Source organism: Bradyrhizobium sp. 41S5 (genome assembly GCF_011516665.3).
GTDB lineage: Bacteria > Pseudomonadota > Alphaproteobacteria > Rhizobiales > Xanthobacteraceae > Bradyrhizobium > Bradyrhizobium quebecense.
The window spans coordinates 7,628,505-7,641,399 of record NZ_CP083721.1 but is presented as its reverse complement, the minus strand read 5'-3'; the positions used below and the strand labels follow the sequence as shown (position 1 = coordinate 7,641,399).

Genomic DNA, 12,895 nt, shown 5'->3' with positions numbered 1-12,895 from the left:
CAAACGTTGATCATCTCGCCACAGGCCGCTTCTCGTCGAAGTGCAAATTCGCAACGGGCCGTTCACAAGGAGCTTCCCAATGAAGATCGCGCTGCTATCGATGGCAATGATTGGAAGTCAATTCGTGACCCCCGTCGGTGATCGCGTGCCGCAACTCAACGTCGAAGCGACGTGCAAGGCCACGGTAGCAACCGACAAGGCGATGGGGCTGGACCTGGCCCAGAGCTTTGACGATTGCATGCGCGACGAGAGCGCCGCGCAGCAGCAACTCACCACTTTCTGGCTTGCGAATTCCACCGAGCTGAGAAACAGATGCGAAGGCGAGGCTACGGCGGGCGGAAACGACAGTTACGTCGACTTGCTCATCTGCATGCAGATGGCAGATTGGGTGAAATCGCCTTCTTCCGGGCCCAAGCTCAAAGGTGCCAGCAAGAGCCGCAACAATTAACTCCAGTCCCGGCTGCGACGTCCCAGCCCAGCCCTCATGCATGATCTGGGATTCGTAATCAACCGAGATGGTCATCGGGCCGGGCGCTTGGCCGCTTCCCGAAGCTCGTCAATAAGCTTCGTCAACCTCGGATCGCCCGGTGTGATGACGGCAAGGCGTTGCGCATAGGTCAGCGCGGCCGCGGCATTGCCGTCCGTACGGTTGAATGCAACGAGCGCGGAAAGGATGCTGCGATCGTTGGGATGGCTTTTCAGGGCCTCGGTCAGAACCGTCATGGCTTCCCCGGCGCGACCGCCCGAATGAAGTGCGACGGCATAGACATAGGCATATTGCGGGCTGGCCGGCTCCAGCTCGGTAGCCATCTGAAATGCGGCGAGGGCTTCGTCGGTGCGCTTCAGCCGTGTCAGGGTCAACCCGAGCGCGTGGTGAACTGCGGCGTCACGCGGAGCCACAGCGATCGCTGTGCGCAGCACGGTTTCACCGTCCTTGTCCCTGCCGAGTTGCCGATAGAGGTCGACAAGGTTGACAGCGGCGGTCGTGTACAGCGGGCTAAGCCGTAACGCAGCCTTGTATTCGGCCTCAGCCTCGGCCGGCTGTCCGCGCTGCGCCAGGAAGTTCGCGAGCGTGGTCCGCGCCTCGGGCCTCTCGGCGTTGGCGCGTTGCGCGGCGACAAAGTCGGCTGCCGCCAGATCGAAGTGCGCACGATCGCCTTGCGGCTGTCTCGCGACAGGAACGTTGGCAAGCAGCGCGACTGCCCTGATCCGGACGCCGCGCACGGGATCAGCCAGAAGGGGAGACACCAATGGCCAGATCTGGGACGCTGGTACGTTTGCCAGCATGTCGAGGGCTCCGATCCGCACCATGGGGTCGGGATCGGAGAGCCCGCTCCGGGCGAGATTGACATTTGCAGGCGAGACCCATGGGGCCAGTTCGCTCAGCGCGCTGGCGCGCGCGACCACTGGTGCATTTTTGTCCGCGGCAATGATGCCGAGAAGGGCTGCTGCATCGGCCTGGTCGGTGCGCGCGGCGTGGAAGGCAGGCCCAAATGTCTGGAAGCCCTCTCGTTTGGGGCCGAACCACCGCTCGACGGCCGAGGCGGCCCACTGGGCCGGCTTGTCGCGATGACAATCATTGCATGCGTTGGGCGTACCAAGCGTGAGCGAGATATCGGGACGCGGGACGCGGAAGGTATGGTCATGGCGCGGATCGACGACCATGTAGGTGCGGGTCTGCATGTGGCAGGAGATGCAGGTGGGCTGAGGTTCGATGCCACTATGGTGGCGATGCTTAACGTCAGCGTATTTCTCCGGCGTGTGACATTGCAGGCAGACGCCTTCGCCGGGTGCACGAAGCTTTGCGCTGTGCGGCTCGTGACAATCGCTGCAGGTCACGCCTGCGGCAAACATCTTGCCCTGTTTGAACGGCGCATAGTTATACGGTTCCTCGACGTCGCGGATCTGGCCATCCGGATGATACGTATTGCGCGTGAGCGGCTCGACCACATGGGTCTGCGAAAGCCACTGGCCGGGCATCCAGTCCTCGTGGAAGGAGGCGCGCCGTGCATGACACAGTCCGCAGGTCTCGACCTCCTTGCGTATGGTGGCCGGCGCGACGCTCCGCTTGCCGATCCCGGTTTGCGGATCGATCGGCCAGGTAACACCGCGACGCTCATCGAGCAGTGCGAGTAAACCCTTGCTCGGATCCTCGCGCTTGCCGAACGGCCACCAGCTTTGTTGTTCGCGCGCCCAGGCGGCGTGACGCGATCCCTGGCCGTGGCAGGCCTCACAGCCGACGCTGATCTCCGCCCAGCTTGTGGCGAAGTGATCGGCCTTGGCGTCGTAATTCTTGCGCACGCCCGTGGAGTGGCACTCCGCGCACATGAAATTCCAGTTCTGGTTCAGCTTGGTCCAGTGCAGGACATCGTCGTGTTTGATCTCCTCATTGGGATAAATGTGAAACCAGCGCTGGCCGCCTTTCTCTTGTGGGCGGCTGTCCCAGGCGATCGAGAGCGCCTGGATGCGGCCATCGGGGAACTCCACCAGATATTGCTGCAACGGATCGACGCCGAAGGTATATTTCACCTCGAAGACGGCTGGTTCGCCATCAGGCCCATCGGTCTCGACCAGAAATTTTCCGTCCTTACGGAAGAAGCGGGAGTGCACGCCGTAATGGTCGAAGCTGGCATCGTTGAAGTTGCCGAGCACCGTCTTGTCGGTGGCATGCTGCATCGCAATTTTGTGCTGCGAGACGTTCCAGAGCCTGGCTTCGGTCTGATGGCAGCCTGCGCAGGTTTCGCTGCCGACGAAGGTTGCGGCGGAATAGACCTGCGCAGTCGAGACTTGTCCGCCGGCTTTCAGCAGATGAAACGCCAGACCGGACACGAGGAGGATCGTCAACGCGACCGCGATCGTTATCGAGACTCTGCGCTTCGAGGAACGGGCTGCCTTCGATGGTGCGTCAGCAGAGCCTGGCAACGCCGTGGCCTGCGACCCTTCTCCGGCGGGGGCCTTTCGCGTTCCCTTGTTGGTGTCGGGCCTGGGTCGCTTGCGTGCCAATCATACCCTCAGCGGTTAAGATCGCGGCGTCACGATCAAGTATCATTGGCCGATGCTCTGCGAAGCGCAAGTCTGCCGATAACGAGAAGAAGCAGCCCGACGAGCCGGGGATGTGCCAGTTGGCAAGCTTGGATGACCAGCCGACGATGAAGAGCAGCAAGGGATCAACCAGCCTGTTCGCGCTAGACATGTCCGCAGACTGAGACAACAGGGGAAACTGGCTTGAAAGGCGTGGTTATTTCTCGATGTGCCACGAGCCATCCCAGTCCTGGGCCGGCGGGCTTGCCTTGAGGTCTTTGATGCGTTTGATCATGGTGATCGACGGTCCGTCGCCAGGCATTGCCTCGAGCGCGGCACTGAATTGTGCGACAGCATCATCCCATCGCTGTTCGCGGTAGGCCGCGAGCCCGTCCAGATAGCTGTTGCGCAACGCGAGTTGTTGTGGCTTGAGCGTACCCTTCGATCCAAGGAGTTCAAAAACGACCTCGAAACGGGTGTGACCCGCAACCACGACCCGATCGATCTCCCGGACCTCGACGTCGGCGGCCGCCGCGGCAATTGTTCTCTCAGAGACGAGATTGCGGGTGCCGTACGCCTTGTTGGCGCCCTCGAGCCGCGAGGCAAGATTCACGACATCTCCCATGACGGTATAGCTCATCATGACTTCGGAACCGATGCTGCCGACCAGCGCGTCGCCGGTCGCGACACCGATCCTCAGATCGCACGTTTCCATCGGGGTGCCGCGGACGCCCAGCAGTTCGGGGATTTCACGGCGCAGGGTCGCGATACAATCGATCATTTCAATGGCGGCAAGACACGCGAAGCGCGCGTGGTCCGCTTCGTCAACGAACGGAGGGCCCCAATAAGCCATGATGCCGTCGCCGATATACTTGTCGATGATCCCCCGGTTGGTCCGGATCGGTTCGGACATGATCGAGAGGTAGCGGTTCATGACCTTGACCAGACCTTGCGGGGTCATTCCCTCGCTGAGGCTCGTGAACCCCCTCAGATCGCAGAACAGCACCGTCATGACCCTGCGCTGGCCCTCTGCCGCTGTCAGGTTGGGCCGCTCGATCAGTCCCTCCACGACGCGGGGATCGACGTACTTTCCAAAGGTCTCCCTGACACGCTGGTTGGTACGCAGTTGCCCGACCATCCGATTGAACGCCGCCGCCAGTTGCCCGATTTCGTCGGTCGTCCGCACATCGATGGATTGCTCGAGGTGGCCTGCCTCGACTGCCCGCGTACCGTCGAGCAGTTTTCTGACCGAGCGAATGATGCCGCCGCTGACCAGGTTGGCAAAGATCAGTCCGATGATTGCGGTAAGCGCGGTCACGATCGCCGAGGTCTGCACGGCCCGGGTCTGCTCCGACCGGATCGTCGCGATTGCGCCATAGCTCACCTTGAGCATATCGGCGCGAATGGCCTCTACCTTCTCGTTGTATTCGTCGCGCATTGTGTCGGTCCTGCCAATGCTGCGCCGGGCCGCTGAAAAATCCCTTGCATCGAGCGCAGCGAGCAGGTCTCCCGACTCCTGCCTCAAAAGACGACGGAACTCGCCCACGAGGCTTTCAATACGGCTGTCGATGCGCGCCAGAGCGGTATTGTCAGAGGGGGTACTGCTGTCGTCGATCACGGCGCTGATGAGCTTGCGTGCGGCGTCAGCTTCTTTGTCGATATCCGCGTCCCTTGCCTCGTAAAACTGTTTGCGTGCCTTGTATCCCAGTTCGTCAGGCGGATCCTGCATCTTCGCGATCACCATGCGACGCAGCGCGAGCGCCCGCTCGAACGACAGGATGTTGATCCGTGTCAGATGAGTGTTGGCAGGGATGTATCTCTCGGTCAGTTCGTCCAGCAGATGGCCGACGCGCCCGACCATCACCATCGAGAGAACGGATGTCGCGACCATAAGGACTATCAGTCCGACGGCAATGGCAACGATGCGCCGCCTGATCGACTGCTTGATGATCGATCCTGGAAACGTCTTGATCTGCTGAAGTGTGAGTGTATTGGAAATAGCGCGCCCTCCCCATGCGTCTGCTGTCCGTGCGCAGGGCAAATCATCGACCGAGACGGTTTCCTTCCGGTTGACGTGCGTCAAACGGTGCGCCGGCAGATCATCTCCGCCCGTGCCAATTGACTCCGAGATTTCGGAGAGACTCCGACATTTCGGAGCATGGGCATCGAAGTAGCCTGCAAAGCGAGAAGCGCTGTCCTGCATTACTCTGATTCAAAGCGTGTTTTCGACCAAGCACGTAATTCGGACGTGTTGGCCCGCTTCTTGCGAACCCACGACGTGAGGATCACCGATGCCCGGATGCGACTGAAAGAAGCAGCCCTTGATTGTGTTTTCGCTGGAGATCATGGCGCCGGACCGGGTGCGGACCGCATTGCTGCGCACGCTCGGATCGGTCCTCGAACCGACGCGGGTGGCGCCCGGCTGTCGCTCCGTGCGTCTCTTTGCCGATCTTGATAGGCGCAAAGCCCTCGTTCTTGTCGAGGAATGGGAGTTGCGCGAGCAATTCGAGCGAAATCTCGATGCATCGAAGCTGAATGCGATTGTCGGAGCGATCGAACTGTCCGGCGAGCCACCGGTCGTTCGCATTGATACGGTCGAGCGGGAGGAGGGCGTCGATGTATTGGGACTTCACCGTTCTGCCGCGGACAGTCGAGTTCGATGATCGCAGCCTCGAAGACTCAAGTCTTGAGCGAACTGGAGAGAGACCTGGACGGTCCTGCCTCAAGCGGGGACTCGCGCCCATAAGACCAAGGAAAGGAACTTTCATGCGGCGTTCACTCATTGCAGCAGTTGCGCTCTTTGGCGCCTTCCCAGCGGCCGAAGCTCAAGTCGAGTTGAAGAATTATGCAGATCCAAACGGCTACATTGATGTCCAGCAGCTCACATGCGCGCAGCTGGCGGGCACATATCAGGAAGACGCTGACTTTCTGGGTGTCTGGTATAGCGGCTGGTACAACGGCCTGGCAAAAAAGCACGCGATCAACGTGCCGCGTACGAAGGCAGGAATTCACAATGTGATCGTCTACTGCAAGGCGAATCCGGGCAAAAAGGTGATTCAAGCGATCGATGTCATACTGAAGGAAGAAAAGAACCAATGAACTCTAATCGATCGCAACAATTGTGCTGGTTACGCTGCGCTGTCCCATAGTGAGGCCAGCGAGCGCACTTGCCGTCAACACTAGGTGACGGTGCACACGGAAACGACTCGAGGTAGGTAGACATGTTCAGATATCGGATCGCGCCGCTGCTCGGCGCTCTCGTCATGGCGTGGATTGCGCCGGCCGCGGCCGAGGCTCCGCAAGGCACGACTGCTGGCGTATTGAATTGCAAGTTGGCGCCTTCAATCGGTCTGATCATAGGATCGAGGCAGAGAATGGCCTGCCGTTTTACTCCCAACGGACCTTATCCGCCTGAAGCCTATGTCGGTGTCATGAACTCGATTGGTCTCGACCTCGGTGTCACCGCAGGCGGCGTCATGGCGTGGGGTGTCGTCGCACCCAATGCAGGCCCGATGCGCGGCAAGCTCGCCGGCAAGTATGTCGGCGCGAGCGGGGCCGTCGGTGTCGGCGTCGGCGTCGGCGCCAACGCGCTGTTCGGCGGGTCCAACCGTACGATCGCGCTGCAGCCGCTCTCGGTCGAGGGATCGGTTGGGGTCAACCTGTCTCTCGGAATCTCGGGACTAACACTTGCGCTGGCGCAATGAGCCCGCGACGCGACGCATTATCGACGTTCAAGGACAGAGCAGGTCATCAAAGGACGATCATGAATATCATAGCGCGTTCACTCGCCGGGCTCGGAGCCATTGCACTGCTGATCGCTCTATCGCCGGGCTCCGCATCAGCGCAGACCACCATCGGAAAGGCGATTGTCGATCAGTTGACCGCGACGGTGGCAAAGCTCGAGAACGCCTGCGCCGCCGACATCAGGAAATATTGCCGCGACGTTACGCCGGGCGAGGGGCGCATGATTTATTGCATGCAGGCCCACGAGGACAAGATCAGCGCGAAATGCGCGTACGAACTCGGTGAGACGGCCGAGAGAGCGCAAGCGGCGTCGGACGTCCTGAGAGACGGGGTCAACGCCTGCAGGGCCGAGATCACCGGCGTCTGCGGAAAGATCGTGCCGGGCCAGGGGCGAGTCGCCGCGTGCCTGATCGCGAACAAATCAACAGCCTCGAAGGATTGTGCAGAGGCGATTCAAAAGGTCGAGGCATTGGCAGCGCGATAGTGACCCGATCCAGGCTAGTCATTGCGTACACGGCGGCGTTCTTTTCGCTGGCATTATGTGGCTGCAGCAGCCGCCCAACGCAGGGCGTGCTTGTGCCGGTGGCTGACACGGTCGCCGGAACGTCCCGCGTTCCCGTGCTTGTAGCAACGACCCGCCAACGCTCCGCGGTCGACAAGGGAGAGATGTTCAGCGGAAATCGCGGTGACGCGGTCTCGTACGCGGCGATCACCGTATCGATACCGCCCGACTCCGTCCGCGAGATCGGCCAGATACAATGGCCGTCCTCAATTCCAGGCGATCCACACCGCGACTTCGTGACTTTGTCGGCCGACTATATTGACAAGCCGGCGTTTATGAACGCGATTACTGCCGAAGCGAAGCAACGCCGGCCCGGCAAAGCGCTCATTTTCGTCCACGGATTCAACAACAAGTTCGACGATGCGGTTTACCGATTTGCCCAGATCGTCCACGACTCCAGGGCGCCGGGCATTCCCGTGCTGTTCACGTGGCCATCGCGAGGCGAGCTTAAGCTGCGCGCATACACCTATGACCGCGAGAGTGCGAATTATTCTCGCGATGCTCTTGAGGAACTCATCGACAGTCTGGACCGCAATCCGAACGTGAGCGAAATCAATATACTTGCGCACTCGATGGGAAACTGGGTCGCGCTGGAAGCGCTGCGGTCGCGTTACATCCGTCCCGGTCGCTTCGTCGATAAGCTCAAAAATGTCATGCTGGTCGCGCCCGACGTCGACGTTGACGTATTTCGTACCCAGATCCGCAGGATGGGGACAAAGCGGCCGCGATTTGCGCTGTTTGTGTCTCAGGATGACGGCGCACTTGCCTTGTCGAAGACAATTTGGGGTGGAGTGACGCGACTCGGCGAGGTCAATCCTGAGCAAGACCCTTATCGGACCGAGTTGGCGCAGGATCAGATCGAGGTCTTTGACCTGACGACTCTCAAGAGAGCCGGAGACGACGCGCACGACCGGGCATTTTCGGATGTGACGTCCGTTGTCGGAATGATCAAGCAACGTCTGCAGGATGGTCAGCCGATGACGGATACCAAGTCGATGAGTATGGATCGGGGCGTTGACTGATCAACACGAACGAACGGCCTCCGAAAAAGGGATTCTCAGCAGAGTTGATCTGGATCAAGCAGCGCGGGCTGAATATGTAGATACTCAATTCCAAGTTTCGATTTCATTGGGCGCCGCCGGACCCATCAGCTCGGTGCAAGTGCCCCGCCCAGTATCCCCCTACTGGCGGGGACGTTTTTGTATTGGCCGCAAGCGGCTTTGGTCCATCGTACGCATTGACGCGCGTCGAGGTGGCGGCGGCTGAGACGGCCGGCTATTCCGCAATAACACGGTACGCCGTAGGTTTCCTGAGCCACCGGGGCCTTCATCCAATTGAACAATCTGGTTTTGTCCCGAGCGCGAAGGGGAGGCCGGCGCGGACGATTTGTTGACGTGGATCAACAGGTCGAAGCGCGAACTGCTATTGTGATCTGGGCGGAGCCAGCCAGCGGGTTGAGCTTGGCTCACAACCGTCGGCAGTAGCGCGCAAGCGTCAAGCCTTCGAATTGCAGATTGCCGATGTTTCAGTTCGTCCCTGATCGGGGTGGGAAAGAGTGTCAACGACGCACGCGGTGCCTGTTATCGAGCCCCACAAGGAGAGGGCAGGGATAGATGCATCGGCGGATGAACGTCTTGCATTCGAACGCCTGCTTGTCGATCTCTCCTCGCAGTTTGCCAATCTTGCAGGCGAGCAAATCGAGCGTGAGATTGAAAGGGCGCTCTCCCGAATTCGGGAGTTTCTCGGCTTCGATCGAGGGACCTTTGGCATCTTCCTGGAAGACGGATCAATCAACGTTCTGTCCTCGAGCGCAATTGCGGGCGTAGATCCGCAGCCGCTAGGAAAACTACCGCTGGAACTGTCATGGTATCACCGCAAGATGCTCGCTGGCGAGATGGTCGTCATTCAATCCTTGCCCAATGATCTGCCAGCCGAGGCGATCGCCGAAGCCGCGTATGTCCGGAGCATCAATCTCCAATCGCACGCAAGCATTCCGCTTCGGGTCAATGGACGACTGTTCGGAATGATTGCGTTTGCGGCCTTCCGCGAGACGCGCCGCTGGCCTGTCGATCTGATCGCCCGGATCAGACTGATCGGAGAAATTATTGCTCAGGCGTATGAGCGAAAGCACGCGGACGAAAATCTCAGGGCGGCCCTCGCCGAAGTAAAATCCCTCAAGGACCGCCTCGAGCAGGAGAACGCCTATCTCCGGCACGTCGTGCAGGAAAAGCTGCCGCATGGACTGACCAGCCGCTCGCCGCGCTTTCAGGCCGTGATCGAGGAAGTCGGGCAAGTCGCAGGAACGAACACGACGGTGCTTTTGCTTGGTGAAACCGGCAGCGGCAAGGAAGTCCTGGCGCAGGCCATACATGACGCAAGCGGCCGGAAGGACCGGTCCATGGTCAAGGTCAACTGCGCGGCGCTTCCTGCTGCCTTGATCGAATCGGAGCTGTTCGGCCGGGAAAAGGGGGCTTTTACCGGGGCGCTCGCGCGGCAGGCCGGTCGTTTCGAAATCGCCGACGGCTCGACCATCTTCCTCGACGAAATCGGTGAGCTGCCGCTCGAGCTGCAACCGAAGCTTCTGCGCGTGCTGCAGCAGGGAGAATTCGAAAGATTGGGCAGCGCGCGGACCATCAGGGTCGACGTGCGCATCATCGCAGCAACCAACCGGGATCTCGCGCAGGCGGTTCGAGAGGGCCGGTTTCGCGAGGATCTGTTCTATCGGCTGGACGTATTCCCGATCGAACTGCCGCCGCTGCGCGAACGCGCCGAGGACATACCGCTGTTGTCGTGGACCTTCGTCAGGGAGTTCAGCAACGCGATGGGCAAGCAGATCGAGAAGATATCGGCGGAGTCAATGAGCACGCTGATCGCGTATTCCTGGCCCGGCAACATCCGCGAGCTTCGCAACGTCATCGAGCGCGCGATGATTCTCGCGCAGGGACCAGTGCTGCACGTCAAGCTTGGCCACAAGCCAGTTCAACTGGACCCCGGCAAGGCGATGGACGGCACGCTCGACCAGGCCGAACGCGCGCACATCGTTCGTGCGCTGGAGCGGAGCGGCTGGCGCATCCGCGGCGCCAATGGCGCGGCCGAACAACTTGGCATCAAGCCGACGACGCTTGAATCCCGCATGAAGAAGCTCGGGATCGTGCAGGCACGGTAGCTTACGATATTTCGGAGGGCCTTCGATAGGTCCCGCCGTGTCTTTGCCGGTGGCGATCAGGGCGCGATTGGCGGGAGCGGCTGCTGTTCGCGCCGGAGGGTGCGAGCCATCCGCCAATGCCGGTCGATGCGAGCAAGTTATACACGCTGGCGGAGCCATATCGACCTCGTGCGCGCCCGCCTTGCAATGACTCCTGAAACAGCACACGGTTGAGCCAGCGTATGAATTGCAGGGCCCACTTCGCGTCATTCGCGCAGGCTATTGCATTTGATCGCCCGCTTGTCGGCTCCTCGTCTCTCATCGATTGCCAGTCCGGATGTGACAGACTCTGCTGCTTACGAACGACGAGGAGTGACATCGCAACCTACGGCCGGATGCCGGCCTTCTTGCAGCAAGATCATCGTGAGACTGGCAAAAAGCGTAAGCGCTCCAGGGGGCAATGAGGACGTGATGTCCTCCGAAATTTCGGAGGACGTCCGATATATCGGATGGATCTTGACGGTGGTAACCGCAGCGGTGGCCTGAGCGGTCCGATAAACCGCTGATCTCGCGGCAGCTTTGTTTCGTGGGCTGGGCCGCGCACACTGGCCCGCTTCTTGCGAGATGATGTCGCTGACGGCGTAGGCAATTGACTTGGCGCACGCAGCAGGCGTCGAGACGCGTCGTCGCTTGCTCGTGTGAGCAGCTCACGGAAGGCAGGAAGCATGACAAAGCTCAAATGGATATGGCTTGCGGCACTTGGCCTTGTGGCCGGTTCGGTGCAAGCAACGCCGGCCCAGGCCCAGGCGCAGGCGCCGACGAAACCTAACATCGTCATCATTTGGGGTGACGACATCGGTCAATCGAATGTGAGCGCTTATTCGCGCGGAATGATGGGCTATCAGACACCCAATATTGATCGGGTCGCTAGCGAAGGCGTGATGTTCACGGATTTTTACGCGGAGCAGAGTTGCACCGCTGGCCGGGCCTCGTTCATCACCGGCCAGTCGGGCCTGCGCACCGGCATGACCAAGGTGGGTCTGCCCGGCGCTACGCTCGGCTTGCAGAAGGAGGATCCCACGATCGCGGAACTTCTCAAGCCCCTCGGCTACGCGACCGGACAGTTCGGCAAGAATCATCTCGGCGACCGCAACGAATTCTTGCCTACCGTGCACGGCTTCGACGAATTCTTCGGCAATCTCTATCACCTGAACGCCGAGGAAGAGCCCGAACTGCCAGACTACCCGAAAGAGAAGGACTTCCCGAACTTCCGCAACAATTTCGGCCCGCGCGGCGTGATGGACTGCAAGGCATCGGACAAGGATGATCCCACGATCGATCCGCGCTTCGGCAAGGTCGGCAAGCAGGTCTGCAAGGACACCGGTCCGCTGACCAAGAAGCGGATGGAGACCATCGACGATGTCACTGCCGACCGGGCGGTGGATTTCATCAAGCGGCAGAACGCGGCCGGCAAGCCGGTGTTTGTTTGGGTAAACTTCACCCACATGCACTTCCGCACCCACACCAAGCCGGAGAGCGTCGGCCAGGCCGGGCGTTGGCAGAGCCCGTACCACGATGCCATGATCGACCACGACAAGAATGTCGGCACGGTCCTGAAGGCGCTGGATGACCTGAAGATCGCGGACAACACCTTCGTCATGTATTCGACCGACAACGGTCCGCACATGAACTCCTGGCCGGATGGCGCGATGACGCCGTTCCGCAACGAGAAGAACTCGAACTGGGAAGGCGCTTACCGTGTCCCCGCAATGTTCCGCTGGCCGGGCAAGATCAAGCCGGGGACGGTGTCCAACGACATCGTAGCCCATCTTGATATGTTGCCGACCCTCCTGGCGGTCGCCGGCGACACGGAAGTCAAGGACAAGCTCGCCAAGGGCTACAAGGTCGGCGACATGACCTATAAGGTCCATCTCGACGGCGACAACCTCGTGCCATATGTGACGGGGCAGGCCCCAAAGAGCCCGCGGGAATCCTTCCTGTACATCAACGACGATCAGCAGTTGACCGGGCTGCGCTACGACAATTGGAAGCTCGTTTTCATGGAACAGCGTGTTCAGGGGACGATGCGCATTTGGGCGGAGCCGTTTACCAATCTTCGGCTGCCGAAAATCTTCAACCTTCGCACCGATCCGTACGAGCGCGCGGATATCACCTCGAACACCTACTACGACTGGCTCATTGATCACGCCTTCCAGCTGGTTCCGGCACAGGCCTATGTCGGCCAGTTCCTGGCGACCTTCAAGGACTACCCGCAGCGGCAGAAGGCGGCCAGCTTCAATATGGATGAAGTGATGCAAAAGTTGAAAGAATCGGGAGGGAAGGACTGAGTCTCTCCTGCGGCAGGCCCTTTGTCAAAAGGGCCTGCCACTGTCTCTAAACCTGTAAAGCAGTCAGAAGGCGGA

Annotated in this window: 10 protein-coding genes; 8 read left to right on the top strand and 2 right to left on the bottom strand. The window is 60.2% G+C overall.

The genetic code is table 11. The annotated features are described in order from the left end of the window. Positions 1-79 precede the first annotated feature (79 nt). Positions 80-448, top strand: coding sequence for a hypothetical protein (locus HAP47_RS36640; RefSeq protein ID WP_173643843.1), 369 nt, complete (start codon positions 80-82; stop codon positions 446-448). 71 nt (positions 449-519) lie between these two features. Here the strand turns inward: HAP47_RS36640 and HAP47_RS36635 are convergent, their stop codons facing one another. Both HAP47_RS36635 and HAP47_RS36630 read right to left on the bottom strand, forming a co-directional pair. Beyond that, the gene (locus HAP47_RS36635; protein WP_173643959.1) at positions 520-2,676 is read right to left on the bottom strand and encodes a tetratricopeptide repeat protein; all 2,157 of its coding nucleotides are present in this window, start codon (positions 2,674-2,676) and stop codon (positions 520-522) included. A gap of 562 nt (positions 2,677-3,238) precedes the next feature. Next, positions 3,239-4,912 (bottom strand): adenylate/guanylate cyclase domain-containing protein, encoded by a 1,674-nt coding sequence (locus tag HAP47_RS36630; protein WP_173643960.1) that lies wholly within the window; start codon positions 4,910-4,912, stop codon positions 3,239-3,241. 436 nt (positions 4,913-5,348) lie between these two features. Between HAP47_RS36630 and HAP47_RS36625 the strand changes: the two genes are divergently transcribed. From HAP47_RS36625 to HAP47_RS36595, 7 genes are all read left to right on the top strand, one after another. Next, positions 5,349-5,684, top strand: coding sequence for a putative quinol monooxygenase (locus HAP47_RS36625; protein ID WP_231169034.1), 336 nt, complete (start codon positions 5,349-5,351; stop codon positions 5,682-5,684). Between the two features lie 103 nt (positions 5,685-5,787). Next, a complete protein-coding gene (locus tag HAP47_RS36620) occupies positions 5,788-6,120 on the top strand; it encodes an HdeA/HdeB family chaperone (protein WP_173643845.1) in 333 nt (110 codons plus the stop codon). Between the two features lie 122 nt (positions 6,121-6,242). Beyond that, positions 6,243-6,725: a DUF992 domain-containing protein gene (locus tag HAP47_RS36615; protein ID WP_173643846.1), complete on the top strand. Its 483-nt coding sequence runs from the start codon at positions 6,243-6,245 to the stop codon at positions 6,723-6,725. Then, positions 6,722-7,249, top strand: coding sequence for a cysteine rich repeat-containing protein (locus tag HAP47_RS36610; RefSeq protein WP_173643847.1), 528 nt, complete (start codon positions 6,722-6,724; stop codon positions 7,247-7,249). The genes HAP47_RS36615 and HAP47_RS36610 overlap by 4 nt, the downstream gene beginning before the upstream one ends. A 98-nt stretch (positions 7,250-7,347) precedes the next feature. Then, positions 7,348-8,349, top strand: a complete 1,002-nt coding sequence (locus HAP47_RS36605; RefSeq protein WP_231168634.1) for an alpha/beta hydrolase — start codon at positions 7,348-7,350, stop codon at positions 8,347-8,349. Positions 8,350-8,882: 533 nt separating this feature from the next. Beyond that, positions 8,883-10,493, top strand: a complete 1,611-nt coding sequence (locus HAP47_RS36600; protein WP_173643848.1) for a sigma-54-dependent Fis family transcriptional regulator — start codon at positions 8,883-8,885, stop codon at positions 10,491-10,493. Positions 10,494-11,197: 704 nt separating this feature from the next. After that, positions 11,198-12,820, top strand: a complete 1,623-nt coding sequence (locus HAP47_RS36595; RefSeq protein ID WP_173643849.1) for an arylsulfatase — start codon at positions 11,198-11,200, stop codon at positions 12,818-12,820. Positions 12,821-12,895 lie beyond the last annotated feature (75 nt).

Excerpts from the sequence above, each read along its gene's own strand:
- HAP47_RS36620 (WP_173643845.1), top strand. The coding sequence starts at position 5,788 with ATGCGGCGTTCACTCATTGCAGCAGTTGCGCTCTTTGGCGCCTTCCCA.
- HAP47_RS36595 (WP_173643849.1), top strand. The coding sequence starts at position 11,198 with ATGACAAAGCTCAAATGGATATGGCTTGCGGCACTTGGCCTTGTGGCC.
- HAP47_RS36635 (WP_173643959.1), bottom strand. The coding sequence starts at position 2,676 with ATGCAGCATGCCACCGACAAGACGGTGCTCGGCAACTTCAACGATGCC.
- HAP47_RS36615 (WP_173643846.1), top strand. The coding sequence starts at position 6,243 with ATGTTCAGATATCGGATCGCGCCGCTGCTCGGCGCTCTCGTCATGGCG.
- HAP47_RS36640 (WP_173643843.1), top strand. The coding sequence starts at position 80 with ATGAAGATCGCGCTGCTATCGATGGCAATGATTGGAAGTCAATTCGTG.
- HAP47_RS36610 (WP_173643847.1), top strand. The coding sequence starts at position 6,722 with ATGAGCCCGCGACGCGACGCATTATCGACGTTCAAGGACAGAGCAGGT.
- HAP47_RS36630 (WP_173643960.1), bottom strand. The coding sequence starts at position 4,912 with ATGGTCGCGACATCCGTTCTCTCGATGGTGATGGTCGGGCGCGTCGGC.